The sequence below is a fragment of the Sphingopyxis sp. HIX genome, from assembly GCF_001468285.1.
In the GTDB taxonomy this organism is placed as follows: domain Bacteria; phylum Pseudomonadota; class Alphaproteobacteria; order Sphingomonadales; family Sphingomonadaceae; genus Sphingopyxis.
The window spans coordinates 47,406-73,763 of sequence record NZ_LNSB01000025.1 but is presented as its reverse complement, the minus strand read 5'-3'; the positions used below and the strand labels follow the sequence as shown (position 1 = coordinate 73,763).

22 protein-coding genes are annotated in these 26,358 nt (G+C 68.1%); 12 read left to right on the top strand and 10 right to left on the bottom strand.

Annotation, left to right across the window (positions count from 1 at the left end):
* Positions 1-196: 196 nt before the first annotated feature.
* Positions 197-631 carry a hypothetical protein gene (locus ATE62_RS13265; protein WP_058810132.1) on the bottom strand — a complete coding sequence of 145 codons (435 nt, stop codon included), beginning with the start codon at positions 629-631 and terminating at the stop codon, positions 197-199.
* 107 nt (positions 632-738) lie between these two features.
* Here ATE62_RS13265 and gyrB point away from each other — a divergent pair, with 107 nt between their 5' ends.
* Together gyrB and ATE62_RS13255 are read left to right on the top strand one after the other, a co-directional pair.
* Complete coding sequence (gene gyrB, locus ATE62_RS13260) at positions 739-3,279, top strand: DNA topoisomerase (ATP-hydrolyzing) subunit B (RefSeq protein WP_058810133.1); 2,541 nt, start codon at positions 739-741, stop codon at positions 3,277-3,279.
* Positions 3,280-3,367: 88 nt separating this feature from the next.
* On the top strand, positions 3,368-3,757 hold the full coding sequence (locus tag ATE62_RS13255; protein WP_058810134.1) for a septal ring lytic transglycosylase RlpA family protein: 390 nt from the start codon (positions 3,368-3,370) through the stop codon (positions 3,755-3,757).
* A gap of 256 nt (positions 3,758-4,013) precedes the next feature.
* Here the strand turns inward: ATE62_RS13255 and ATE62_RS13250 are convergent, their stop codons facing one another.
* Entirely contained in the window at positions 4,014-4,940 is a 927-nt protein-coding gene (locus ATE62_RS13250; protein WP_058810135.1) for a glutaminase, read from the bottom strand.
* Between the two features lie 99 nt (positions 4,941-5,039).
* Here ATE62_RS13250 and ATE62_RS13245 point away from each other — a divergent pair, with 99 nt between their 5' ends.
* From ATE62_RS13245 to ATE62_RS13235, 3 genes are read left to right on the top strand one after another with little or no spacing between them, the layout of a single operon-like run.
* A complete protein-coding gene (locus ATE62_RS13245) occupies positions 5,040-5,513 on the top strand; it encodes a VOC family protein (protein ID WP_058810136.1) in 474 nt (157 codons plus the stop codon).
* A complete protein-coding gene (locus tag ATE62_RS13240; RefSeq protein WP_058810137.1) occupies positions 5,510-5,851 on the top strand; it encodes an ArsR/SmtB family transcription factor in 342 nt (113 codons plus the stop codon). Before ATE62_RS13245 ends, ATE62_RS13240 begins: the two co-directional genes overlap by 4 nt.
* A complete protein-coding gene (locus tag ATE62_RS13235; RefSeq protein ID WP_058810138.1) occupies positions 5,848-6,315 on the top strand; it encodes an SRPBCC domain-containing protein in 468 nt (155 codons plus the stop codon). The genes ATE62_RS13240 and ATE62_RS13235 overlap by 4 nt, the downstream gene beginning before the upstream one ends.
* A gap of 209 nt (positions 6,316-6,524) precedes the next feature.
* Here the strand turns inward: ATE62_RS13235 and ATE62_RS13230 are convergent, their stop codons facing one another.
* On the bottom strand, positions 6,525-6,977 hold the full coding sequence (locus ATE62_RS13230; RefSeq protein ID WP_058810139.1) for a hypothetical protein: 453 nt from the start codon (positions 6,975-6,977) through the stop codon (positions 6,525-6,527).
* Positions 6,978-7,239: 262 nt separating this feature from the next.
* Between ATE62_RS13230 and ATE62_RS13225 the strand changes: the two genes are divergently transcribed.
* The 5 genes from ATE62_RS13225 to ATE62_RS13205 all read left to right on the top strand — a co-directional run bounded on the left by ATE62_RS13225 (position 7,240) and on the right by ATE62_RS13205 (position 17,558).
* Positions 7,240-9,642, top strand: a complete 2,403-nt coding sequence (locus ATE62_RS13225) for a ligase-associated DNA damage response DEXH box helicase (RefSeq protein WP_058810140.1) — start codon at positions 7,240-7,242, stop codon at positions 9,640-9,642.
* 266 nt (positions 9,643-9,908) lie between these two features.
* Positions 9,909-10,937, top strand: a complete 1,029-nt coding sequence (locus ATE62_RS13220) for a retroviral-like aspartic protease family protein (RefSeq protein ID WP_058810143.1) — start codon at positions 9,909-9,911, stop codon at positions 10,935-10,937.
* Positions 10,938-10,990: 53 nt separating this feature from the next.
* Complete coding sequence (gene pdeM, locus ATE62_RS13215; RefSeq protein WP_058810141.1) at positions 10,991-11,701, top strand: ligase-associated DNA damage response endonuclease PdeM; 711 nt, start codon at positions 10,991-10,993, stop codon at positions 11,699-11,701.
* 153 nt (positions 11,702-11,854) lie between these two features.
* Positions 11,855-14,629, top strand: coding sequence for a TonB-dependent receptor (locus ATE62_RS13210; RefSeq protein ID WP_058810142.1), 2,775 nt, complete (start codon positions 11,855-11,857; stop codon positions 14,627-14,629).
* A 133-nt stretch (positions 14,630-14,762) separates the two neighbouring features.
* On the top strand, positions 14,763-17,558 hold the full coding sequence (locus tag ATE62_RS13205) for a TonB-dependent receptor (RefSeq protein ID WP_082662802.1): 2,796 nt from the start codon (positions 14,763-14,765) through the stop codon (positions 17,556-17,558).
* A 290-nt stretch (positions 17,559-17,848) separates the two neighbouring features.
* Here the strand turns inward: ATE62_RS13205 and holA are convergent, their stop codons facing one another.
* The 4 genes from holA to ATE62_RS13185 all read right to left on the bottom strand — a co-directional run bounded on the left by holA (position 17,849) and on the right by ATE62_RS13185 (position 22,610).
* The gene (gene holA, locus ATE62_RS13200; RefSeq protein ID WP_058810178.1) at positions 17,849-18,880 is read right to left on the bottom strand and encodes a DNA polymerase III subunit delta; all 1,032 of its coding nucleotides are present in this window, start codon (positions 18,878-18,880) and stop codon (positions 17,849-17,851) included.
* Positions 18,877-19,419, bottom strand: a complete 543-nt coding sequence (lptE, locus tag ATE62_RS13195) for an LPS assembly lipoprotein LptE (protein WP_058810179.1) — start codon at positions 19,417-19,419, stop codon at positions 18,877-18,879. Before lptE ends, holA begins: the two co-directional genes overlap by 4 nt.
* 131 nt (positions 19,420-19,550) lie before the next feature.
* Positions 19,551-22,100 carry a leucine--tRNA ligase gene (leuS, locus tag ATE62_RS13190; RefSeq protein ID WP_058810180.1) on the bottom strand — a complete coding sequence of 850 codons (2,550 nt, stop codon included), beginning with the start codon at positions 22,098-22,100 and terminating at the stop codon, positions 19,551-19,553.
* A gap of 48 nt (positions 22,101-22,148) precedes the next feature.
* Positions 22,149-22,610 carry a DUF3576 domain-containing protein gene (locus tag ATE62_RS13185; protein ID WP_058810181.1) on the bottom strand — a complete coding sequence of 154 codons (462 nt, stop codon included), beginning with the start codon at positions 22,608-22,610 and terminating at the stop codon, positions 22,149-22,151.
* A gap of 268 nt (positions 22,611-22,878) precedes the next feature.
* On the opposite strand from ATE62_RS13185, the gene ATE62_RS13180 reads away from it, so the two are divergent.
* Positions 22,879-23,592: a hypothetical protein gene (locus ATE62_RS13180; protein WP_058810182.1), complete on the top strand. Its 714-nt coding sequence runs from the start codon at positions 22,879-22,881 to the stop codon at positions 23,590-23,592.
* 172 nt (positions 23,593-23,764) lie between these two features.
* Here ATE62_RS13180 and ATE62_RS13175 read toward each other — a convergent pair whose 3' ends face one another.
* On the bottom strand, positions 23,765-24,352 hold the full coding sequence (locus ATE62_RS13175) for a thiamine phosphate synthase (RefSeq protein ID WP_058810183.1): 588 nt from the start codon (positions 24,350-24,352) through the stop codon (positions 23,765-23,767).
* Positions 24,353-24,414: 62 nt separating this feature from the next.
* Between ATE62_RS13175 and ATE62_RS13170 the strand changes: the two genes are divergently transcribed.
* Positions 24,415-25,077 (top strand): YggS family pyridoxal phosphate-dependent enzyme, encoded by a 663-nt coding sequence (locus tag ATE62_RS13170; RefSeq protein WP_058810184.1) that lies wholly within the window; start codon positions 24,415-24,417, stop codon positions 25,075-25,077.
* On the opposite strand, the gene ATE62_RS13165 is transcribed toward ATE62_RS13170, so the two are convergent.
* Together ATE62_RS13165 and ATE62_RS13160 are read right to left on the bottom strand one after the other, a co-directional pair.
* Positions 25,074-25,820 (bottom strand): hypothetical protein, encoded by a 747-nt coding sequence (locus ATE62_RS13165; protein ID WP_058810185.1) that lies wholly within the window; start codon positions 25,818-25,820, stop codon positions 25,074-25,076. The genes ATE62_RS13170 and ATE62_RS13165 overlap by 4 nt on opposite strands.
* Positions 25,813-26,325, bottom strand: a complete 513-nt coding sequence (locus ATE62_RS13160; RefSeq protein WP_058810186.1) for a DUF4402 domain-containing protein — start codon at positions 26,323-26,325, stop codon at positions 25,813-25,815. The genes ATE62_RS13165 and ATE62_RS13160 overlap by 8 nt, the downstream gene beginning before the upstream one ends.
* Positions 26,326-26,358 lie beyond the last annotated feature (33 nt).

Sequence of the window (26,358 nt, the reverse complement as noted above, 5' to 3'; positions counted from 1 at the left end):
GCTCTGCGGCATCGGCCGCCCGATCCGCACCGCGCGCGACGTGAAGCTCGACCGCATCGCGTTCAGCCGCGGCAGATTTGCCTTGGAGGCGAGCAACGGCAGCACGCTGACCCTGCCGGTGCAGTCGGAGATCGGGCGGCTGATCGAGGATTGTAGGGGTTAGCGTCGCCCCCGCCTGCGCGGGGGCGACGAGCTATCAAGCCCCCAGCCGCACCGTTCCGCCCTTGATCCAGCCCCAGCGGCACGGGCCCTGATATTCGCGCGCGGTGCGGATCGGGCGGCCGATGCCGCAGAGCGTGTCGTCCTGACCCGCGGGCGGGAAGATCACCCCGAACCAGGCATCGTCGTCGGTCGCCTCGCACAGCGACACGCGCACCCCGCCGGCGAGCTTTGCCTTGACTGCGCGCGTTTCTCCCGGCGCCCAATAGACGTCGGTGCCGCCATCCTTGACGCGGCTGATGCTCGAACAGGCGGGAAGCTGCGGCCCTTCGGTGCCGATCATTACCGGGCGCGAGGCGAGCGGCTCGCCGGCGACGACGGGGGCATTGTCGGCGGGCGGCGCGGGCTGCGAACAGGCGGCGAGCGCGAAGGCGAGAGTGGCGGCAAGCGAAGCGGGGAGACGATGGTTCATGGGGGCGAAACTAGCCGCCGCGGCGCGGCGGCGCAACGCCCCTTGCCATGGCCCCGAGAGGCGCATTTTCGCTTGGGTTTTCGGGGCGCCGACCCTATATAATCGATATGACGGACACCCCTGAAAACAGCGCGCCCGAAAGCGCCGCCAAGCAGCCCAATGCCAACGCCTATGGCGCCGATTCGATCAAGGTCCTCAAAGGCCTCGACGCGGTGCGCAAACGCCCGGGCATGTATATCGGCGACACCGACGACGGGTCGGGGCTGCATCATATGGTGTTCGAGGTCAGCGACAATGCGATCGACGAAGCGCTCGCGGGCCACTGCGACCTCGTCCTGATCACGCTCAACAGCGACGGCTCGGTCAGCGTCGAGGACAATGGCCGCGGCATCCCCACGGGCATCCACGCCGAGGAAGGCATTTCGGCCGCCGAGGTCATCATGACCCAGCTGCACGCGGGCGGGAAGTTCGAAAATACGAGCGACGACAATGCCTACAAGGTGTCGGGCGGCCTGCACGGCGTCGGGGTGTCGGTGGTGAACGCGCTCAGCGAATGGCTCGAGCTCACGATCTGGCGCGACGGCGAAGAGCATTGGATGCGCTTCGAGAACGGCGATTCGGTCGCCCCGCTCAAGGTCAACGGCGCCGCCCCGGCGGGTAAGAAGGGCACGCGCGTGACCTTCTTCGCGTCGACCGAGACCTTCAAGAATGTCACCGAGTTCGATTTCGAGAAGCTGGAGCATCGTTACCGCGAGCTTGCCTTCCTCAATTCGGGCGTCCGCATCAAGCTCGTCGACGCGCGCCACGCCGAGCATGTCAGCCACGATCTCTTCTACGAGGGCGGGATTGCCGCCTTCGTCAAATATCTCGACCGCAACAAGACGGCGCTGCTGCCCGATCCGATCGCGATCAGCAGCGAGCGCGATGGCATCGGCATCGACGTCGCGCTCGAGTGGAACGACAGCTATTATGAAAATGTCCTCTGCTTCACGAACAACATTCCGCAGCGCGACGGCGGCACGCACTTGGCCGCCTTCCGCGCCGCGCTGACGCGCACGCTCAACGGCTATGGCGAAAAGTCGGGGATGCTGAAGAAGGAGAAGGTCAGCCTGACCGGCGAGGATATGCGTGAGGGCCTGACCGCGATCGTCTCGGTCAAGCTGCCCGATCCCAAATTCTCCTCGCAGACCAAGGACAAGCTGGTCTCTTCGGAAGTCCGCCAGCCGCTCGAGAGCCTGATGGCCGACCGCATGAGCGAATGGCTCGAGGAAAACCCCGCGCATGCCAAGGCGGTGATCCAGAAGGTCATCGACGCCGCCGCGGCGCGCGAGGCCGCGAAAAAGGCGCGCGAGCTGACGCGGCGCAAGGGCGCGATGGACATCGCATCGCTACCCGGCAAGCTCGCCGACTGCCAGGAACGCGACCCTAGCAAATGCGAACTCTTCCTGGTCGAGGGTGACTCGGCAGGCGGCTCGGCCAAGCAGGGCCGCGATCGGCATGTGCAGGCGATCCTGCCGCTCAAGGGCAAGATATTGAACGTCGAGCGCGCGCGTTTCGATCGCATCATCTCGTCGAAGGAAGTCGGGACCTTGATCCAGGCGCTCGGCACCGGGATCCGCGACGAGTTCAATCTCGAGAAGCTGCGCTATCACAAGATCGTGATCATGACCGACGCCGACGTCGACGGCGCGCATATCCGCACGCTGCTGCTCACCTTCTTCTATCGCCAGATGCCCGAAATCATCGAGGCGGGGCATCTCTACATCGCCCAGCCGCCGCTCTACAAGGTCGCCAAGGGGCGGAGCGAAGTTTATCTTAAGGACGATAGCGCGCTCGAAAATTATCTCGTCGACGGCGGCATCGACGCGTTGCTGCTCGAAACAAGCGGCGGCGCGCGGTCGGGCGCGGACCTGCGCGACCTGATCGAGCATGGGCGGCGGCTGCGCGCGCTGATGCGTTACGTCCCGCGTAACCTGAACCATGGACTGGTCGAGGCGCTGGCGCTCGCGGGCGCGCTCGATCCCGAGCTCGACACCGCAGGGCGCCACAGCGCCGCCGCGACCGCCGCGACCTGGCTCAACGCCGCCGAGCGCGCGCTGACCGGCGGCGCCGAAGCCGTCTGGACCGTCGCGGCGGTCGAGGGCGGCGGCTATACGCTCGAACGCCGCTGGCGCGGGGTCAGCGACCATCATGCGATCGACGCGGGGTTCCTCGCGAGCCAGGAAGCGCGCCGGATGCACAAGCTGGCGACCGAACAGGCCGACACCTATGCACGCCCGAGCCGGCTGGTGAAGGCGAGCAGTGCCGCGGCCGAGGTCGAGAGCGAGGAAGGCGAGGATGGCGAGACGATCGTCGTCGCGAGCGGCAAGACGACCCCGGTGACGCGCCCGTCCGAGCTGCTCGAGGCGATTTTCGCGCACAGCCGCAAGGGGCTGACGATCAGCCGCTACAAGGGGCTGGGCGAGATGAACGCCGAGCAATTGTGGGAGACCACGCTCGATCCCGCCAACCGCTCGCTGCTGCGCGTCGAGGCCGAACAGGCCGACGTCGCGCACGAAATCTTCGAGCGGCTGATGGGCGACGAGGTCGAGCCGCGGCGCGATTTCATCCAGACCAACGCGCTGTCGGTGGCCAATCTCGACGTCTGACCGCAATTCCAGCGCAGCGTAACGCGGCCCGGCTTGCCACGGCGCGCCGGGCGCGTTTCTCTGCCGTCAGAAAACAGGGGAGGATGTCATGCGGGCGCTTTGGGCCATGCTGATGCCGATGCTGCTGGCGCTTCCGGCCGCCGCGCAGGAGGCCGATAGCGATGACGATGCCGTCGTTGAGACCGAGGTCGTGACCGGGATGGCGAGCTATTACAGCCGCGAAATCGCGGGCAACCGCACCGCCAATGGCGAGGTGTGCGACCCCAGCGCGCTGACCGCCGCGCACCGTACCCTGCCCTTCGGCAGCAAGGTGCGCGTCACCAACCTGTCGAACGGGCAGAGCGTGGTGGTGCGGATCAACGACCGCGGGCCGTTCGGGCGCGGGCGGGTGATCGACATCAGCCACGCCGCGGCGAAGGAAATCGGCATGCACCGGAGCGGCACCGCGCGCGTGCGGCTGGCGCTGCTCGACGACTGAGGCGCGATACCGAGCGGACGGAGTGCCGGGCCGCAGGTGTCGGCCAAATTTATTTCGCGCAAAGGCGCAAAGGCACGAAGAAGGGGGGGGTACGGCCGCAAGGCCGCTTCTTCATCTTCGTTCTGTCTTGCCGTGACGTGAAGGGAATGAGGCCGCTTCGCGGTCGGCACGACATCTTCGTGCCTTTGCGCCTTTGCGCGAAACAAAAAATCCGGACCTGTCGGCCCCAACCGAAACCCTCTGCGCGCGCCCGTTATCAGTCGAACACCGACCAGCCGGCGGCATAAGCGAAATGTTCGAGCGCGATCGCGCCGACCAAAGACGTCCCCGCCTCGTTGAGCCCCGGCGACCAGACCGCGATCGAGCCCTGGCCGGGGGCGATGCAGAGGATGCCGCCGCCGACGCCGCTCTTGCCCGGCAGGCCGACACGGAAGGCGAATTCGCCCGAATTGTCGTAGTGGCCGCAGAGCATCATGATCGCGTTGATCCGGCGCGCGCGGTGCGCTTCGAGCAATTGCTCGCCGGTGTGCGGGTCGCGGCCTTCCATCGCCAGGAACAGCCCGGCGCGGGCGAGTTGGGTGCAGCTCATCGCAATCGCGCACTGGCGGAAATAGACGCCGAGCGTCGTTTCGACCGGGTGGCGGAGGTTGCCGAAGGCGTCCATGAAATGGGTGAGGCTGCGGTTGCGCGCGCCGGTTTCGGATTCGGAGAAGGCGACGTCGAGGTCGATGTCGACGCCTTCATCGCCGGCCCGCGAGCGCATGAAAGCTAGGATTTCGGCGATGGTTTCGTCGAGGTCGCGGCCGTCGATCAGCCGGTCGGTGGTCGCGATCGCGCCGGCGTTGATGAAGGGGTTGCGCGGGACGCCCGCTTCGTTTTCGAGCTGGACGATCGAATTGAACGCGCTGCCCGAGGGTTCGCGGCCGACGCTGTCCCAGAGCGAACTGCCGACGCGGCGCAAGGCCAGCGCCAGCGTGAACACCTTCGACACCGACTGGATCGAGAAGGGCATGTCGGCGTCGCCCGCGGTGTGGAGCGTGCCGTCGGGGAGCGCGAGCGCCATGCCGAAGCGGTTCGGATCGACCTTCGCCAGCGCCGGAATATAGTCGGCCACCTTGCCCTGTCCGCGGTGCGGCAGCGCGATTTCATAGGCTTCGGCAAGGCAGCGAGCGAGGTCGGTCATGGCTCTATCCCTAGCAACTTCATTCGCGATTGCATGTATTTTCATTTTTGCGAAAATATTCTATGATTGAGAAATCATAGGCGAATCGGGAGATGAAGCATGGCGGACCAAGCACGCGGCAAGGGACTTTCGAGCGCCGTCTGTTACCAGGACAGCAAGGCGGCGTTCCGCTGGCTGGAGGCGACGTTCGGCTTCGAGCCGCTGTTCGTGCTGCTCGATGCCGAGGGCAATCTGGCGCACAGCGAGATGGGTTATGGCGGGTCGACGATCATGGTCGGCAACGAATGGTCGGAGGATCACAAAAGCCCGAAATCGCTGGGCGGCAAGAACACGCAGACGGTGCACGTCCAGCTGGCGGTCGGCGAGGATATCGACGCGCATTGCGAAGCCGCGCGCGCCGCGGGCGCCGACATCGTCCAGGAACCCGAGACGCAATTCTACGGCGATCGCAGCTACCGCGCCAAGGATCCCGAGGGGCATATCTGGACCTTTGGCGTGACCGTCGAGGAAAAGAGCGCCGACGAGTGGGATGCCGCGGGCGGCTTCACGACCAAGACGCGGCTCGACGATTGAGCGCCGAACGATCGAGCGCGGGGGTCGATCGCCTGTTCGCCGCGCTCGCCGACCCGAAGCGGCGGCGTGCGGTCGAACTGCTCGGGCAGCGCCCGCACAGCGCGGGCGAGCTCGCGTCGGCGCTCGGGCTCGCGCCGCCCGCGATGAGCCGCCATCTGCGCGCGCTCAAGGAGGGCGGGCTGGTCGAGGACAGCTATTTGCGCTTCGACGCGCGGGTGCGCATCTACCGACTGAAGGACGGCGCGACCGCCGAACTCAAACAGTGGCTCGCCGAGACCGAGGCGCTTTGGGCCGACCAGCTGGCGGCGTTCAAGGCGCATGTGGAGCGCGGGACATGAGCGCCGCGGTGATCGTCGCGCTGCGCGTCACCGCCTCGCCGGCGCGCGCGTTCGAGGTGTTCACGCGCGAGATCGGGCTGTGGTGGCGGAGCCATCCGCTGTTCGCGCTGTCGCGGCAGGGCGACGGCGAACTGCGCTTCGACCCCGAGGGGCCCGGCGGGCGGCTGGTGACCCGTTTCGCCGACGGGCGCGAGTGGGAGATCGGCGCGGTGCATCGCTGGGAGCCCGGCGAGCTTCTGGCCTTCGGCTGGCGGCTGCCGAGCTTCAAGGCGGAGCAGGCGACCGAGGTCGAGGTGCGCTTCGAGGCGGTCGGTGCGGAGACACGGGTCACTGTCGAGCATCGCGGCTGGGACTCGATCCCGCAGAAGCATGTCGCGCGGCACGGGTTCGAGTTGATGCTGTTCCAGCGGCGGCTGGGCGAGCATTGGCGGGGGTTGCTGGGGAAGGTGGGAGAGCGGGTTTAAGGGCCGCTCAGGGGAGGGGAGCGGACATATTAATCCTCCCTGCGGCGAAGCCGTGGGGAGGGGGACCACCCGCAGGGTGGTGGAGGGGTCGACGCCATAAACGTCGGCTCAAGGCCGCCACCCCTCCACCATGCTTCGCATGGTCCCCCTCCCCATCGCTTCGCGACAGGGAGGATTAGGATGGCCGCTAACGCCCGAAAGCGGTTTTCCTAATTCGCCGCTTCGACCTTTGCCTGCGCCTTGGCCATCGCCTCGATCGTCCGGTCGGCGCTGGCGAAGAGGCTCGGCTGGCGCTCGCGGAAGGCGGCGCAGGTGGCGATGTCGGCGGCGAAAACGTCGGTCTTGCCCTCCACCCGCGCGAGCAACGCGTCCGAATCGGCGATGGCCTCTTCGGCTTCGTACAAAGTCTTCAGCGTCTTCGCGTCGAAATTGTCGTCGGGCTTGTTTTCGGCGAGCGCGAGCATGATCATATAATATTGCAGGAAATGCCGCTCCGCGGTCCGCTTCGCCTCGCTGTCCTGCGGCAGTTTTTTGCTGGTCACCTGATAGACCGCCGCGCAGCGCAGCATGCCCGCGAGCTTCATCACGGGCTCCTCGGCGGCGACCGGCAGCGGGAACAGCAGCGCCGCAGCGGCGCTCGTTGCCAGTGTGGATTTGAACATGGGCATCCTTCCGATGGATGCGACCCCGAAGGGTGTATCGCGGGTTTTGCGGGGGTTGTCGATGGGGTCTCGATCCTCCCCACGCGCAGCGATGGGGAGGTGGCAGCGCGAAGCGCTGACGGAGGGGGCGACGCCGTCAGGCGTCGGTGCAAGGCCAGACCCCTCCACCACCGCTTCGCGGCGGTTCCCCTCCCCATGGCTGCGCCAAGGGGAGGATCTGGAGACCCTTGCCCCCTGCATCGCCGCGCGCCACATCTGCCCCATGCCGCTGTCCGCCCTTTTCACCGACTGGTTCGCCGCGCGCGGGTGGCGGGTGCGGCGGCATCAGGCCGATATGCTCGCGGCGGCGGCGCGCGGCGAACATGCCTTGCTCGTCGCGGCGACGGGGGCGGGGAAGACGCTCGCGGGGTTCCTGCCGACGCTGGTCGACCTCGCCGCCACCCCGTCGGACCGGCTGCACACGCTCTACGTCTCGCCGCTGAAGGCGCTCGCCGCCGACGTCGAGCGCAATCTGACCGTGCCGATCGAGGAAATGGGACTGCCGATCAGCGTCGAGAGCCGCAGCGGCGACACATCGTCCGACAAGAAAGCGCGGCAGCGTAGCCGGCCACCTAACATCCTGCTCACCACTCCCGAATCGCTGTCGCTGCTGCTCTCCTATCCCGACAGCTTCACGATGTTCGCGGACCTCAAGACGGTGGTGATCGACGAGATCCATGCTTTTGCGCCGGGCAAGCGCGGCGATCTCCTGAGCCTCGCGCTGGCGCGGCTGCAGGCGATCGCCCCCGCGATGCGCCGCGTCGGGCTGTCGGCGACGATCGCCGATCCCGCGCAATATGCCGAGTGGCTGGCGCCCGAGGCGGCGGGCGAGACGATGACGATCGTGACCGGCGAGGCGGGGGCCGATCCCGACATATCGATCCTGCTGCCCGAGGGCGCGGTGCCCTGGGCGGGGCATTCGGGGCGCTATGCGGTGCACCAGGTGATGGAGGTGGTCGCGACGAACCGGACGACGATCATCTTCTGCAACACGCGCGGGCTGGCCGAGCTGATCTTCCAGGAATTGTGGAAGGTCAATGATTTGAGCCTGCCGATCGCGATCCACCACGGCAGCCTCGACCGCGAGGCGCGGCAGCGCGCCGAGCAAGCCATGGCCGAAGGCCGGCTGCGCGCGCTGGTCGCGACGTCGAGCCTGGACCTCGGGCTCGACTGGGGCGACGTCGATTGCGTGATCCAGATGGGCGCGCCCAAGGGCTCGTCGCGTCTGCTCCAGCGGATCGGGCGCGCCAATCACCGGCTCGATGAGCCGAGCCGCGCGCTGATCGTGCCGGGCAACCGCTTCGAATATCTCGAGGCGCAGGCCGCATTGGACGCGGTCGAGGCCGGCGAACGCGACGCCGACCGCTTCCGCCCCGGCGCGCTCGACGTGCTGGCGCAGCATGTCATGGCGCTCGCCTGCGCGGCGTCGTTCGACGAGGGCGAATTGCTCGAAGAGATCCGATCCGCGGCGCCCTATCGCTGGATCAACGCGACGACCTTTTCGCGGCTGCTCGGTTTCGTGCGCGACGGGGGTTATGCGCTCAAGAGCTACGACCGCTTTCGCCGCCTCGCGCCCGACGGCGCCGGCCGCTGGCGCATCGCGCATCCGCGGCTCGCGGCGCAGCACCGGCTCAATGCCGGGATCATCGTCGATGCGCCGACGCTCGACGTGCGCTTCAAGAACGGGCGCCGCCTGGGGAGTGTCGAGGAATATTTCGCGAGCACCTTGAGCCCCGGCGATACTTTCGCCTTTGCCGGGCTCAGCCTCGAGGTCGAGGCGATCCGCGACACCGACCTGCTGGTGCGCGCGACGACGCGGCCGGCGCGCATCCCCTCCTATGTCGGGGCGCGCATGGCGCTGACGACGCGGCTCGCCGACCGGGTGCGGGCCTTCCTCGCCGAGCCTGAGAGCTGGTCGCGCTTTCCCGAAGATGTGCGCTTCTGGCTGGAGATGCAGCAGCTGCGATCGGTGCTGCCGCGGCCGGGCGAATTGCTGGTCGAGACCTTTCCGCACGAGGGCAATCATTACCTCGTCGCCTATCCCTTCGAGGGGTGGAACGCGCACCAGTCGCTGGGCATGCTGATCTCGAAGCGCATGGAGCGCGCGGGCTTGCAGCCGCTGGGCTTCGTCGCGTCTGATTATGCGCTGGCGATCTGGTCGTTGCGCCCTGTGACCGACCCCGCCGCGCTCTTCGACGCCGCAATCCTCGAGGACGAGTTCGTCGAATGGGTCGAGGGATCGCACCTCCTGAAGCGCGCCTTTCGCGAGGTCGCGGTGATCGGCGGGCTGATCGAGCGCCAGCATCCGGGCAAGCGCAAGACGGGCAAGCAGGTGACCTTTTCGACCGACCTGATCTTCGACGTGCTGCGCAAATACGAGCCCGACCATCTGCTGCTTGAGGCGGCCTGGGCCGATGCGCGCGAGCGGCTGACCGATGTGGCGCGGCTCGGCGACCTGCTCGACCGCGCGGCGGGGACGATGCTGCACCAGCGGCTCGAGCGGATCAGCCCGCTGGCGGTGCCGGTGCTGGTGCTGATCGGGCGCGAGAATGTCGCCGCGGCCGATATCGACGACGCGCTGCTGGGAGAGTTGGCCGACGAGCTGGCGGAAGCGGCGATGGGTTGAGGGCGGTCGGGTATCGGGCGGAAGGCGACGCCGGTGTAACCCACCTTCGTCACCCCGGGCTTGACCCGGGGCCTGCCTTTTCTTTGATCCGACAGCGAGAGAAGGAAGGCGGGTCCCGGGTCAAGCCCGGGATGACGACCGGACAAGTGGCAGCTCCCAACCCCCAAACCGCCGTCCCGATCACTCCCCGCCCGTAACCCTCGCCCCGCTTGCCGCGAACCGCGGAGAGGCGTAGACTGCGGACAAATATAATGAGGATGCCCGCGATGACCCATGTTTCGAAGCGGCCGATGTTCTGGAGCGCGCTCGCCGCGGCGCCGCTGCTGCTGGGCGCGAGCCAGCCGCCGGCGCCCCCGGCGGTGCCCGCCCCCGCCGCAACCCCGATCGTCGATCCCGCGCTGACCAGCGAGATCACCCCCTTCATCCAGCCCTTCGACCTCGACGCGACGCGGCGCATGGCGGTGCAGGTGATGGTCGGCGGGCAGGGGCCCTTTTCCTTCCTGGTCGATACCGGCGCCGAGCGCACGGTGATCGCGCGCGAACTCGCCGACCGGCTGAAGCTGGCCGAGGGCGAGAAATTGCGGCTGGCGACGATCGGCAGCTCGGCGGTGGTGAGCAGCTACCGTGTCGCGGCGCTGTCGATGACGGGGCTGCACATGACGCCGTTCGACGCCCCCGCCTTTTCGGGGCGCCATATCGGCGCGGCCGGGCTGATCGGGGTCGACATGCTGGAGAACCGGCGCATCCTGATCAATTTCCGCAGCGAAACCATGGAGATACTGGAAACGCGCCGCCGGGCGCGGCCGATCATCGACGATGACGACGCGATCGTCGTCACCGCGCGCAACATGGCGGGGCGGCTGATCCTGTCCGACGCGCGGATCGACGGCAAGCGCGTCGACGTGATCGTCGACACCGGGGCACAGACCAGCGTCGGCAACCTCGCGCTGCAACGGCTGGTCGCGTCGCGGCGCCAGCACAGCTTCCCCTTCTTTCCGACGGTGCTGAACGCGGTTTCGGGCGAGGAGGTGCCGGCGACGCGCACCGCGATCAAGCGCATCACGATCAGCGGCGCCGACGTCAACGACCTGCCCGTCTCCTTCGCCGACAGCCAGGCGTTCCGCGCGCTGGGGCTGGAGGAGCGGCCGGCGCTGCTGCTGGGCATGGACAGCCTGTCGCTGTTCGACCGCGTGGAGATCGATTTTCCCAACAAGCGCGTGATCTTCGAACTGCCGACCGGGGCGTCGCGCGAGAACCGGCAGCGTTTCGCCGCCTATTCGCCGCCCCGCGGATAGGCCCCGGGCGCGCGACCCTTGCCGGGGGCAGGCGGCACCGCCATAGCGGTGCGATGCCCGCCGCGCCGCACCTCGATTTCGCCGGTCACCGGTTCGTTCCGCTTGCCGGGCGCGCGCTGTTCTGGCCGCGCCACGGCGCGCTGATCGTCGCCGACCTGCATCTCGAAAAGGCGAGCTGGTACGCGGCGCACGGCCAGCCGCTGCCGCCCTATGACAGCCACGACACGCTCGACCGGCTCGCGCGGCTCGCCGCCGAGACGGGGGCAGCTGCGATCTGGTGCCTCGGCGACAGTTTCCACGACCGCGCCGCGGCGGAGCGCATCGCGCCCGCGGTCGCCGAGCGGCTGCTGCGCCAGGCGGGCAGCGCGCGGCTGACCTGGATCGCGGGCAACCACGACGGGCTGGCCGGCGGCGCGTGGGGCGGTGCGGTTGCCGACGAGATGGAGGTCGACGGCGTCGTCCTTCGCCACCAATGTATCGCCGGCGAGACGCGGCCCGAGATATCGGGTCATTTCCACCCCAAGCTGCGCCTCCAGCTGCGCGGGCGGCTCGTGTCGCGGCCGTGTTTCGCCGGCGATGCGCAGCGGCTGATTCTGCCCGCCTTCGGCAGCCTGACCGGCGGGCTCGACGTCGGCGACAAGGCGATCGCGGCCAATTTTGCCGGCGATTATCGCGCAATGCTGGTCGCGGGCGGAAAATTGCTGTCGCTGCGCTGTGGCGGCCATGCCGCCGATGACGTTACGGCAATGCCGCGCCGCGCCTGATCGCGGCGAATCCCGCGCTTTTGCGCCTGTGACCAAAAAGCCGCACTCGCCGAAAACATGACGGAAACGCGCGCCCTCGGCTGGATCAGCGCATAATTATGCGTATGAATAGGCGCCAATAAAAACAACGAAATGTTGAGAGGAGTGCCCGAAATGAAATCCTATACCCTTTGTGCTGCCCGCCTTCTGCGCACGAGTGCGCTTGGCGCCTCGCTGGCCATCGTCAGCATGGCGGTCCCGGCTTATGCCCAGGACACGGCGACCGACACCGCCACCACCGACGACGGCGCCGCCGACAGCGAAATCGTCGTCACCGCGCAGGGCCGTTCGCAGCTGCTGTCCGACGTTCCCGTCGCGATCTCGGCGGTGAATGCCGAAGCGCTGCAGAACAGCGGCGCGAACGACATCCGCCAGCTCAACCAGGTGGCGCCGTCGCTGCTCGTCTCGTCGACGGGCTCGGAAGCCAATGGCTCGGCGCGTATCCGCGGCATCGGTACGGTCGGCGACAATCCCGGCCTCGAAAGCTCGGTCCCCGTGTTCATCGACGGCGTCTATCGCTCGCGTTCGGGCATCGGCCTCAACGAACTGGGCGAGATCGACCGCGTCGAAGTGCAGCGCGGCCCGCAGGGCACGCTCGGCGGCCGCAACTCGTCGGCGGGCCTGATCAGCATCTATTCGAAAAAGCCCGATTTCGAGTTCGGCGGCACCGCCGAGGCGACCTATGGCAATTATGACTATTTCCGCCTCGGTGGCAGCATCACCGGGCCGCTGAGCGACACGATCGCCGCCCGCCTCGACGGCATCTGGGTTAAGCGCGACGGTTTCTATCGCGACGTCAACAACAACACCGACGTCAACGACCGCGACCGCTATTTCGTGCGCGGACAATTGCTGTTCGAGCCGACCGACGCGCTGTCGATCCGGCTGATCGCCGATTACACCTATCGCGACGAGAAATGCTGCGGCGCGACCTATGTCGACAGCGCGGTCAACACCGCGGTCGGCGACCTCAACAACCCGTCGGTGCCGCTGTCGCCGCTGCAGGCCAACGGCAACAACATCATCAACGTGCTGCGCGACCTGGGCCAGGCGCTGCCGGCGTTCAGCCAGCGCTATGCGCGCACGCTGTCGGTCACCCCGGGGCGCAGCTATGCCGGCAAGACCAAGGACTACGGCTTCTCGGGCCAGATCGACTATGACCTGGGCGGCGCGACCCTGACCTCGATCACTGGCTACCGCGAATATCGCTCAGGGCAGGCGGGCGACGTCGATTATGGCACGGTCGACATCCTCTACCGCGCCGAGGACGACGACGCCTATCGCCAGTTCCACACCTTCACCCAGGAACTGCGCCTGCAGGGCGAGGCGTTCGACGGCAAGCTCGACTGGCTCGTCGGCGGCTTCTACGCCAACGAGAAGCTGACCGTCCGCGACAACCTCCGCTTCGGCAACCAGTACGGCCGTTTCGCGACGTGCCGCATCATCTCGGGCGGCGGGCTCGCGGGGCTCTATTCGCCGACCAACCCGCTCTGCGTCGCACCCGGCGTCGGCCCGGCGACGATCGCGGCGGCGAGCGGCGCGTCGGGCGCCGACATCGTCGCGGCGTTCAACGCGCTCGACAGCCTGAACAATCTCGGTTCGATCAACGATCGCTATCGCCAGAACGGCAAGAATTGGGCGCTGTTCACGCACAATATCTTCCACATCACCGACACGCTCGATTTCACCTTCGGCGTCCGCTACACCAACGACAAGAAGAAGTTCAACGCGAGCTTCACCAACGACAACACGCGTTGCACCACGATCCAGGGCCTGCTGCTCGACGATCTGGCGAACCCGGCGACCAACGCCACCGCGCGGGCGCTGGCCGGTGCGCTGGTCGGACTCGGCTGCCAAGGCAATTCGACCGCCGAGCTCAACGGCGTGTCGATCAACGACAAGCGCAGCGAGGACGAGTTCACCGGCACCGCGATCCTGTCGTGGAAGCCGGTCGAAGACCTGCTCACCTATGTCAGCTATTCGCGCGGCTACAAGGCGGGCGGGTTCAACCTCGACCGTTCGGCGCTGAAATCGCCGATCCTGCCGTTCGGCGGCCAGGCCGGGGCGCAGGCGCTGGTGGGCAACCTCCAGTTCGACCCCGAAAAGGTCGACAGCTATGAAATCGGCGCCAAATATTCGGCGGGCGGGTTCAACCTCGGCGTGTCGCTGTTCCGCTCGGACTTCTCGAGCTTCCAGCTCAACACCTTCAACGGCACGGTGTTCCTGGTCCAGAACATCAACGGCTGTGAAGCCGACCTGGGTGGTGCCGACCGCGACGCGAGCGCCGCGACGGGCGCCTGTGCCGCCGACAAGGTCAGCTGGGGCGTGCGCGCCGAAGGCTTCGAGCTCGAATCCTCCTTCGCGCCGGCGGACGACCTCCGCCTCGCGGCGGGCGTGACCTATTCGAAGACCAAATATCGCGCCAACCTGGTCGGCACCAACGCCGGCGGGCCGCTCGACCCCGCGCTGCGCTTCCTGCCCGGCGACAATCTGTCGAACGCGCCCGAACTGGTCGGTACCGCCAGCATGACCTGGACCCCGGCGATCGGGAGCGGCGGGCTCACCGGCCTCGTCTATATCGATGGCCGCGCGACCAGTGGCTACAACACCGGCTCCGACCTGTTCCCGCAGAAGGAACAGGAAAGCTTCACGGTGTTCAACGCGCGCCTCGGCGTGCGCGGGGCCGACGAGAAATGGGCGGTCGAACTGTGGGCGCAGAATATCCTCAACGCCGACTATGCCCAGGTCGCCTTCAACTCGCCCTTCCAGGCGGGCACGAGCTCGGCGCCGTTCACCGACGCCAACGGCTTCCCCGGCGGGCGCCAGATCTTCTCGCAGTTCCTGGCCGAACCCCGGACCTATGGCCTGACGCTGCGCGGCAAGTTCTAAGCGCAAAACATCCGGTTTTCCGGACTTTCAAGGCCGCCCGCATCCCACCGGATGCGGGCGGTTTTTGATTTTGGCATCGGCCGAAAATCTGTTATCATCGCTGAGAATAAAATAAGCTTGGTGGGAGGATGACATGAAAAAGGCCGACAGGAGAATTGCGCGTTTCGCCCGTGGCAGTGCGGCGGGGGCCGCGCTCGCGACGCTGCTGGCGGCGACCCCGCTCTGGGCGCAGGACGCGCCGGCACCCGCCGCCGAGACCGACGACGACACGATCATCGTCACCGCGACGCGGCGTAGCGAATTGCTCTCCGACGTGCCGATCGCCGTCTCGGCGGTGTCGGGCGACACGCTGGAAAAGACCGGCGCCACCGACGTCCGCGCGCTCGGCCAGGTCGCCCCGTCGCTGCTCGTCTCGGGCGCGACGAGCGAGGTCAATTTCACCGCGCGCATCCGCGGCATCGGCACCGTCGGCGAGAATCCGGGGCTCGAAAGCTCGGTCGGGCTGTTCATCGACGGCGTCTATCGCAGCCGTACCGGGGTCGGCCTGTCCGAACTCGGCGATATCGAGCGCGTCGAGGTGCTGCGCGGACCGCAGGGCACGCTCTTCGGGCGCAACTCGACCGCGGGGCTCATCAACATCGTCACCAAGGGCCCCGACATGACGGGCTTCGGCGCCAAGGGGTCGGTGAGCTACGGCAATTACGATTATTGGCGCGTCGACGGCATGGTCAACGCCCCGCTGGGCGATACCGCCGCGGTGCGCCTCGACGGCGTCTGGCAGAAGCGCGACGGTTTCATCCAGAATGTCACCCCCGGCGAGCCCGACATCAACGACCGCGACCGCTGGCTCGTCCGCGGCCAGCTCGCGTTCGAACCCAATGACAGCCTCAAGGTCCGGCTGATCGCCGATTACAGCGAGCGCAAGGAAAATTGCTGCGGCGGCATCCTGCTCAACCCCGTACGCAACCTCGCGCGCGGCCCCGACGGCTTCCCCGTCGCCTCGGCGAACACGCTGCTGCCGCTGCTGCTCGCGCTCGGCTCGAACCATCAGCAGGCGCCCGCGGGGACAAGCTTCGTGCGCCGCCAGGCGACGACCCCCGGGGTCGACTATCGCTCGGATACCAAGGATTGGGGCGTGTCTGGCGAGGTCAGCTGGGACCTCGGCGGCGCGTCGCTGACCTCGATCACGGCGTACCGCGATTACAAGAATGCGCAGGGGCAGGACGCCGATTTCAACGCACTCGACATATTGCGGCGCACCGACCTCGACCGCCGCTTCCGCCTGTTCACGCAGGAACTGCGGCTGCAGGGCGAGGCGTTCGACGGGCGGCTCGACTGGCTGGTCGGCGGCTATTACGCCAACGAGCGGCTCGATGTCGACGATGACATCGTCTACGGCGCCAATTACGAGAAATTTGCCAACTGCCTGCTGCTGGCGCAGGCGTTGCCCTCGGCAGTGCTGCCCAGCAACGCGCAATGCGTAAACGTCCCCGTGATCCAGGGCACGATCAACGTGCTGCCGCCGGGCGCGACGCGCAGCCTGCTGCAGGCGCTGATCGCCAACCCCGCGCGCCCGGGCTTCGGCTCGCTCGCCGCGGCGCTCGGCCAGCCGGGGCTCGCGATCAACGGCACCGGCAACCAGGGATCGACCTTCGAGCAGAAGAGCCGCAACTTTGCGATCTTCACGCACAACAGCTTCGACATCATCGAGGACACGCTGACGCTGACCGTCGGCGCGCGCTACACCAGCGAGCGCAAGACATTGGATGCCGACGCGAATTTCAACAATTCGATCTGTTCGCTGATCGTCAATTCGCCCTTCCAGTCGCTCGCCTCGCTGCCGTGCGTGATCAACGGCACCGCGCCCGACCTGCCCGCGGGCAGCCCGGGGACCAAGTTCAAGGACAATGAATGGACGGGCACGGTGGTGCTCAGCTGGAAGCCGACGCAGGACCTGCTCGTCTATGGCTCGGCGTCGAAGGGCTATAAGGCGGGAGGCTTCAACCTCGACTTCTCGGCGCTCGACCGGCCGTGCAACGCCGCCTTCGACGCCGCCTGCGCGGCGCGGCTCGCGCTGCCCGCCAACACGCCGGGCAACGGCCGCGCCGAAGCGAGCGATTTGCAGTTCGCGAGCGAAAAGGTCGATGCCTATGAATTCGGCGTCAAATATGACGGCGACGGCGTCGACGTAAATCTGGCGGCTTTCTACCAGGAATATAGCAATTACCAGCTCAACACCTTCAACGGCGTCAATTTCGAGGTCACCAACATCCAGGCGTGCAAGACCGACCTCGGCGGGGCCGACAGCGACGGGTCGGCGCTGACTGGCGCCTGCGCGCCCGACCAGCTGAAGCCCGGGGTGCGTGCCAAGGGGGTCGAGATCGAGACCTTCCTGCGCCCCGCGCGCTACTTCACGGTCAATATGGGGCTGACCTATGTCGACACCCTCTATCGCCGCAATCTCGTCGGGACCGGCGGGCGGCCGCTGTCGCCGGTGCTGTTCCAGCTGCCCGGGCGCGGGGTGTCGAACGCCGCGCGCTATGTCGCGACCGCAGGGATCAGCTGGACCCCGCCGATCGGCAGTTCGGGGCTGACGGGCCTCGTCTATTTCGACACCCGCCTGCAGAGCGACACGAACACCGGATCGGACCTCGACGTCGAGAAGATCCAGGACGGGTTCGCGGTGTTCAACGGCCGCCTCGGCCTCTATGGCGCCGAGCGGCGCTGGGGCATCGAGCTGTGGGCGCAGAATATCTTCAACAACAAATATTATATGATCGGCGCCGACATGCCGCTGCAGGGCGGCGGCACCTTCCGCGCCGTCGCGGCGCCGGCATCGAGCGGGCTGGCGGGGACGGCGAACCAGCTGTTCGTCGGCTTCCCGGGCGAGCCGCGCACTTATGGCGTGACCTTGCGCGGGCAGTTCTAAGCGGCTCTCCCCCCGTCCCGCGAGGGGTGGGGCGGGAGGTCCGCCGCGGTCAGGGCACGGCCGCGGCGGACCCTCCCCAGGGGGCGGCTTTGGGGTGGGGAGCGGACGTACTTAATCCTCCCTGTCGCGAAGCGATGGGGAGGGGGACCATGCGAAGCATGGTGGAGGGGTGCGTGCAGCCGAACTCGGCGTATGACCTCCCGCACCCCTCCACCACCCTGCGGGTGGTCCCCCTCCCCACGGCTTCGCCGCAGGGAGGATTAAGATGTCCGCAACCGCCCGAAAGCCGCCTATCGCGCGCGCGCCGCCTGATGCGCGATGTCGGTGACCAGCTTGCGGAACAGCACCGCGCCTGCGGTGCCCGACGCCTTCAGCGCGCGCTCGCAGTCGAGCAACCGGCTCATCAGCCGCGCGATGCGCACCGAATCCCAGATGTGGAGCTGCGCGGTCACCGCGCTCTGTTCCTTCCAGAACACCCCGCTGCTGCGCGCCGACACCACCGTCGCGGGGTGCGCGCCGGCGTCGACCTCGGCGCGGAGGCGCGCGAGCTGCGTGGCGCGGATCGCGAGCGCGCGGATCAGGCGGATTTCGGCGACGCCGACCGCCGCCGCCTGCGCGAGCATCGCGGGCAGTTCGCGCACCTTGCCGCCGAGCGCGATGTTGATGCACTCGCTGACATCCTCCTCGTGCGTGGCGGCGCCCAAGGCGGCGATGTCGGCGGCGGTGACCTGGCGCTGGCGATCGGGCCCGGCGTCGAGATAGAGCGCGATCTTCTCGAGCTCGCGGCGCATCAGCGCCTGGTCGCCCGAGACGAGGTCGACGAGCAATTGCGCCTCGGCATTGCCGAGGCGGAGCCCCTGCTCCTCGGCGGCGGACATCGCGATGCCGACCAGCGCGCGGCGGTCGGGCTGGTAGCAGATCGCCGCGACCGCGCTCGCCGATCCCTCGACCAGCTTGACCAGTTTCGACTTGGCGGTGATCGAGGCGCCGGTCGCGATCACCGGGTTGATCGCATTGTCGGTCGCCAGCAGTGCCTCGACCGCGGCGAGGCAGTCGTCGCCGCTGCCGGAGATTTCGAGCCGGATCACGCGCGCGCTCGAAAAGAGCGACATCGACGCGGCCTCGGCGGCGAGCAGCGAGGGGTCCTGGTTCATCTGCGACGAAGTGAGGTCGAGCCGCTCGGCCTCCTTGCCCGCGAGGCTCACCAGCCGCGCGGCGAGCGTCTCCATCGTCGCTTCGTCGGGACCGGTGAGCAGGGTGAGGCGGACCGCGGGGTCGAGCCGGCCGACGCGTTCCAGCTCGGCGGGTTTGACGCTCTTCACGAGCCCGGGGAGGCGGGGGCGTCGGGGGTGCGGCCGCCGCCGCGGTCGGCGAAGACCGCGATGCGCGCGACGATCTGGTCGGCGACCGCCTGCGACAGGCGTTCGAGCGCGGTCGATTCGGCGGCGATCGTCGCATATTCGCTGCCGACGACGTCGATCCCGGCGTCGGAGAAGGCGGTCGCGTCGAGCAGCACCTGCCCGGTGCCGGCGTCGACGAGCTGGTAGCGGGCGCGCAGCGTCCGGCGCTCGCGTGTCACCGCATCGTCGGCGCGCACGCCGAAGCCGGTGATGCTGTCCTCGAGCCGCACGTCGAGCCGCAGGCGCTTGCCCGCACCCTGCCCGTTCTGCGCGGCGACGAGCCGGTCGCGCAGCGCATTGCGGACGAGCCAGCCTTGATGCCCCTCGATCGGCGCGACGTCCACGTCGGCGAGGATCGTCGCCACCGCGCCGTCGCTGCCGCTGGCATAGAGCGGGCGCAGGCCGCAGCCGCCGAGGAGCAGCGAGGCGGCGATGATCGAGGCAGTGAGAAGCTTACGCATATGAGACTCTAATGCCCCCTATCCCCGTTCGTGTCGAGCGAAGTCGAGACACGCTGGCGCTGTGCCACACGCATCTCGACTTCGCTCGATGCGAACGGAGAGTGGGGGCCATAGGTTCCGAGGGCGGCTTGTCAGGGAACGATGTTCACGAGCCGGTCGGGGACGACGATCACCTTGCGCGGCGCGGCGCCGGAGAGCAGCTCGACGATGCGCGGGCGCGCGAGTGCCGCGGCTTCGAGGTCGTCCTTGGCGGCCCCCTTGGCGGCGGTCATCGTGTCGCGCAGCTTGCCCGCGACCTGGATCGCGATCGTCACTTCGTCGTCGACGAGCAGCGCGGGATCGGCAGCGGGCCAGGCGGCGTCGGCGATCATCGCGGTGCTGCGCTGGCCTTCGGGCAGCGCGGCCCAGGCCTCCTCGGCGAGATGGGGCAGCATCGGCGCGACGAGCAGGATCAGCGTCCGGCACGCTTCGGCGCGCGTCGCCGAGGGCACGGCCTTCTCGATGTCGTTGGCGAGCGCGTGGATCTTGGCGACCGCCTTGTTGAAGCCCAAAGCCTCGATATCGGCGGCGACCCCGGCGATGGCCTGGTGTAGCTTGCGCGCGAGCGCCTTGTCCTCGGCGCCGTCACCGACGGTCTCGGTGTCGCCGAACAGCCGCCACAGGCGCTGGACGAAGCGCCACGCACCCTCGATCCCCGCCTCGCTCCACGGCAGGTCGCGCTCGGGCGGGCTGTCGGAAAGCATGAACCAGCGCGCGGCGTCGGCGCCGTACTGGTCGAGGATGGCGTCGGGATCGACGACATTCTTCTTCGACTTCGACATCTTGATCACGCGGCCGACCTGCACCGGCGTGCCTTCGCTGTTGAGCGTTGCGCCGTCGGCGGTGCGGGTGATCTCTTCGGGGGTGAAGAAGATCGGCGGCAGGCCTTCGCCCTGCTCGCGGCTGTAGGTCTCGTGCGTCACCATGCCCTGCGTGAAGAGGCTGGCGAAGGGTTCGGCGATGTCGATCATCCCCATCTTCTGCAGCGCGCGCGTCCAGAAGCGCGCGTAGAGCAGGTGGAGGATCGCATGCTCGATGCCGCCGATATATTGGTCGACGGGCAGCCAGCGGCGGATCACCTCGGGATCGAAGGGCTTGTCCGCCGGAGCCGAGGCGAAGCGCAGGAAATACCAGGACGAATCGACGAAGGTGTCGAGCGTGTCGGTTTCGCGCACCGCTTCGCCGCCGCAGCTCGGGCAGGCGACATGCTTCCACGTCGGATGGCGATCGAGCGGATTGCCGGGGACCGAGAAATCGGCGTCCTCGGGCAGGACGACGGGAAGCTGACTCTTGGGCACCGGCAGCAGGCCGCACGCGTCGCAATGGATGAAGGGGATGGGCGTGCCCCAATAGCGCTGGCGCGAGACGCCCCAGTCGCGGAGGCGCCACACGGTCGTGCCCTTGCCCCAGCCCTCATGCTCGGCGCGCGCGATGATCGCGGCCTTGGCTTCGTCGATCGTCATGCCGTCGAGGAAGTGGCTGTTCACGAGGCGGCCGGGGCCGGTGTAGGCCTCGTCGCTATGGAAGACCTGGCCGGTCTCCTCGCCGTCGGCGATCACGCGGTGGACGGGCAGGCCGTATTTCCGCGAGAAGTCGAGATCGCGCTGGTCGTGCGCGGGGCAGCCGAAGATCGCGCCGGTGCCATAGTCCATCAGCACATAGTTCACGACCCAGACGGGCAGGTGCCAATTGGGGTCGAGCGGGTGCTCGACCGCGAGGCCGGTGTCGAAACCCATCTTTTCGGCGGTGTCGAGCTGTTCGGCGGCGGTGCCCTGGCGGCGGCACTCCTCGATGAACGCCGCGAGCTCGGGCGAATCCTTCGCCAGCTTCTCGGCGAGCGGATGGTCGGGCGAGATCGCCGCGAAGCTCGCACCATAGAGCGTGTCGGGGCGCGTCGTGAAGACGTCGAAGCCCACCGCGCCGCCCGCCATGCGGAAGCTGAACTCGAGCCCCTGCGATTTGCCGATCCAGTTTTCCTGCATCAGCCGGACCTTGTCGGGCCATTTGTCGAGGCTCTGCAGCCCTTCGAGCAGCTCGTCGGCGAAGTCGGTGATCTTGAGGAACCACTGCGACAGCTTCTTCTTCTCGACCGGCGCGCCCGAGCGCCAGCCGCGGCCGTCGATGACCTGCTCGTTCGCGAGCACGGTCATGTCGACGGGGTCCCAATTGACGTAGCTGTGCTTGCGCGTAACGAGCCCCGCGGCGAACAGGTCGAGGAACAGCGCCTGTTCCTGCCCGTAATAATCGGGCTCGCACGTCGCGAGCTCGCGGCTCCAGTCGATCGCGAGGCCGAGGCGCTTCAGCTGGCTGCGCATCGCGGCGATATTGTCGCGCGTCCAGCCGCCGGGGTGCACGCCCTTTTCCATCGCCGCATTTTCGGCCGGCATGCCGAAGGCGTCCCAGCCCATCGGGTGGAGCACGTCGTGCCCGGTCATCCGCTTGAAGCGCGCGAGCACGTCGCCCATCGCATAGTTGCGGACATGCCCCATGTGGATGCGCCCCGAGGGATAGGGGAACATCTCGAGGATATAGGCCTTGGGCTTGCCGTCGGTATCGGTGGTGGCGAAGCTGTTCGCCGCCTCCCACTCCTTTTGCCAGCGGGCGTCGGCGGCGAGGGCGCCGAAGCGCGGTTCGCGGGTCATTATTTCTTACCCCGTTGATGTCTGGCGGCGCGCGTCCGCGCCCGGAAATTAGCCCTCGAAGGCCGAACGGCGCAGGTCGCGGGCGCGGGTGAGAATGATTTCCTCGAGCTTCTGCACCGTCGCCGCCTGCACCGGCGCGTCGACCCAGGTGCCGCCCTGCGCGACCTGACGCGAGGCCGCGACGCGGAGCGCGTCGGCGCGAAGGTCGCGGTCGAGGATCGACACGGTGACCTTCATCCGCTCGTTCGGGTTGCCCGGGTTCGCATACCAGTCGGTGATGATCACCCCGCCCGACGAATCGGCCTGGAGCAGGGGCATGAACGACAAGGCGTCGAGCGAGGCGCGCCACAAATAGCTGTTCACGCCGATGGTGGTGACCTGCGACGCGGCGAGATCGGCGCGCGGCCGTTCCTTGCCGCCGCACGCCGCAAGGCCGAGCGCCGCGACGCTAACGAGCGCGAGCGTGGCGGTACGGCGACCGGTCAGGGCAAGGACGGAAAGCTTGGACATGCCGAAACACCTTATCAAAATGGCGCGGGCGACCGCCGCGCTGCTAAAGAATTGCGAGCGTCTCTATCGCGCCTCTCGCGCGGCGGCAAGCGCGGCAATGCGCTTGTTTGCGCCGTTCATCGGGGAGTCAGGTGACGCCCCCACTGTGGTCATCGCGCAACAGGCCCGCAAAAATTCAGGGGCTAAAGATTTGCTTTCGTGCGAATCACTGGAAAAGTCGGCGCAACAGGCCTATTCAGGCTGGGTACTGGGGTTGGAGTCGCAGACAATGCCGCGCACATCGCGCCATTTCTGGAAAGCAGGGGTCGTCGTTCTGGCGGCCATTCCGCTCGCCCTGCCCCCCGCGCTCGCCGCGATGAGCCGCGCCGACCGCATCCGCGAAACGTCGCTGTCGGACACCCTGCTGGGGCAGTTCACCCCCGCATCGGGCGATCCGCGGCTGATCGCACGCTATGCCAAGGTGTCGGCCGACGCACGCCGCAGCTTCAGCTTCACCCCCGCGCTGACCGACGAGAATCGCGGCAACCGCGCGATCACCGTCGTCGTGCGCAGCCGCGACGAATCGTCGAGCGCCGCGCTGACCTCGGCGCTGGTTCAGGGCCGCAAGGCGCCGGTCGCGATCACCCCCGTCGCCTACAACCTCGGCGCATCGGTCGGGTTCGAGAAATTCGTCACCCCGGCGCTGCCGCGCGGGCTGGACCTCCGCAACCTGCCGCAGGCCAAGGCGCCCGAGCAGAATGAGAAGAAGTCGCGCTTCGCGACGCGCATGACCGCGCGGCCGAGCGACCCCGCCGGCGCGACCGACCGCCTGACCGCACCCGGCGACGACCAGACCGTCGACGTCGTCAGCAGCTATCGCGTGACCAAGAACCTCGATGTCACCGCGGGCGTGCGCTACAAGAGCGACGATGGCGTCCAGCCGCTGACCGACGCCCGCCGCGACAGCCAGGCGGTGTATGTGGGTACCGCGTTCCGTTTTTAACGCGTGGGGTTTCGTTACCGTATCGATTGGAGAACTCCGGTCGATGGCAGCTTCCAGACCCTTCCCTATTCCCGTTCGTGTCGAGCGAAGTCGAGACACGGGAAGGCGCGCACGAACTCGGCGTGTCTCGACTTCGCTCGACACGAACGGGATTTATAGGGCGGCCTGTCCTCTAACGCCCCGCAAGACTCATCCACGCATCGATTCCAGCCCAGCCGGGCGCAATGCCGCTTGCTGCGCTCGCCCGGCCAAGCGAGCGCGCGCGTTTTGCGGTCATGCCGCCGAGCGCGACGGGCTGCGCGCCGGTCAGGCGCGCGAGGCGGAGCCATGTCTTTTGCCCGAGCGCCGGAGCGCCGGGATGCGAGCGCGTGGCATGGAGCGGCGAGACGAAGGCCAGGTCGGCGCGCGCGCGGCGCGCGGCGCCGGCTTCGCGGGCATTATGCACCGGCATCGAGACGATGAGGCCGAGGCGGTGCGCCTGCGCCGCCTGCTTCGCGGACGGCTGGCGCAGGTGAACGCCGTCAGCACCCCAGCGCCGCGCGAGCGCGGGCGGGCCGGCGAGCAGCAGCAGGTGCCCGGTGCGCGCGAGGCGGCGTGCGAGGCGCCAGCGTTTGCCCGGCGCCAGTTCGTCGTGGCGCAGCACGATGCCGCTCGCCGGCGGCAGCGTGGCGACCGCGGCGAACAGCGCGTCGCCGAGCCGCGCGTCGGTGAACAGCCAGGCCTGCGGCCAGAGGGTTGGGAGGGGGTGGCGCCGGGGCATCGGCTTTTCTATAGGCGCGTCGCCGCCGCGCGCAACGCGCCGCCGCCAGCGAAGGATCAGCGATGGAAGACGCAGCGCAGCGATTGGCCGAAGTCGAAACGGGAATCGCCGCCGCCGCGGCGCGCGCGGGTCGCAAGGCCGAGGAGGTGACGCTGATCGCGGTGTCGAAGACGCATGACGCCGACGCGATCCGCCCGCTGATCGCCGCGGGCCAGCGCCATTTCGGCGAAAATCGCGTGCAGGAGGCCGCGGGTAAATGGCCCGCGCTGCGGACCGGGACCCCCAATATCACGCTCCACCTGATCGGCCAGCTGCAGTCGAACAAGGCCGAGGAGGCGGTGGCGCTCTTTGACGCGATCCATTCGGTCGACCGCCCGTCGCTGGTGCAGGCGCTCGCCAAGGCCTGCGCGAAGTTGGGCCGCCAGCCGCAGTTTTTCGTCCAGGTCAATATCGGCGACGAGGAACAGAAGGGCGGCGTTGCGGTCGCCGACCTGCCCGCGCTGCTCGCCGAAGCGGCCGACGCGGGGCTGAAAATCGAAGGCCTGATGGCGATTCCCCCGGCCGATGTCTCCCCCTCGCCCTATTTCGCGCTGCTCGCCGAACTCGCCGAACGCCACGGCCTGCCTTTGCGTTCGATGGGGATGAGCGGCGATTATGAGGGCGCGGTGATGCTCGGCGCGACGCACGTGCGCGTCGGGACCGCGCTGTTCGGGGTGCGCGGCTAAACCTTGCAGGGGTCGCCGTCGGGGCCTTCCCTGGCCTCTGGACGGCGCAGTTCGCACATCGCCGGGAGCAGCCGGTCGAAATCCTCCGCGGGCGCGATGGCGTAGCGTACGAAGGCCGCGATCGCCTTGCCTTCGCGCCCGGCTTTCGCCTCTGCGGTCTCGCGCTCGCTGCCCCCCACCGACCAGACGGCGACCAGCTGCGGCGAGAGCAGAAGCGCCGCGGTGCAGCTGTTCCGGCCCGACTCTTCGTCGCGGTCGCATTCTGCGATCGCCTTGCCCGGCGCCATCCGCATGGCGCGGAGCCGCTCGCCCCACGTCCGGCCCGCTGCCGTATGATGCCGGTCGAAAAAGCCCATCGCGTCGCGATCGACGAGAAAGAAGCTTCCGTACGGCATCGCCTGTTCGACAGGCGCCCATGGGTCCTTGCACACCGAGGCCACCCAGCGGCGCGCGAGCAGCGGGCAGATCTTGCGGATTTCGGGCTCGAAATCGCTCCAGCCATAGGGACCGATACCCAATTCGATACGGTCGAGCTTCGCACCGGCTGCCGGGAAAGGTTGCGCTTCGTCGCGCCCGTGCAGCGCCACGCGCGGGAAAACCAGCGGCGTGTCGCCGACAGTGACCCGGATTTCCTCGGCAAGTTCCTCGACGTCGGCGCGCGTGAGCTTGGGTCCATATTCCGAATCCGAACAGCCCGTGAGCAGGGTGGCGGCGGCCAGCGCCGCTATCGCCCGCCTATTCATATTCCACCGTCACCGGAATCCGCCCGCGATAGTCGCCGTCGTCGAGTCCGGCGATCTGGAGCCGGCCGCCGAAGCGGAATTGCAGCCGCCCGTCGGGGCCGAGGCGCGGTGCGGCGGAGAGGTTGGTGACGAGGCCGCTGACGCGCGCGCTGCGGCCGCGGTCGCCTTCGAGATCGACGCTGGTCGGCAGGATCACGCGCACCGCGGCGCCGGGCTCGCCGGTGACCGTCACCGTCCCGGTGACCGCGAAGCCGCCGAGGTCGACGACGTCGCCGCTGAGGCGGCGCGCGCCCGACAGCGGGTCGAGCTCGACCGCGCCGCCCATCGCGCCGACCGCGACGCGGCTGAAATCGAGCTGGGTTTCGACCTCGACGCGCAGCGGCGTCTCGGCCTGGCGTGCGGCCTTTGCGTCCGATGTGCCGTCCTGCCCGCACAGCAGGCATTGCGCGGAGGCCGGCGACGACGCGGCGAGCAGGGCAAGGGCAAGGAAAAGGCGCGGTCCCACGCCTGTGCACTAGCCCTTTCATGGTTAAGCCGC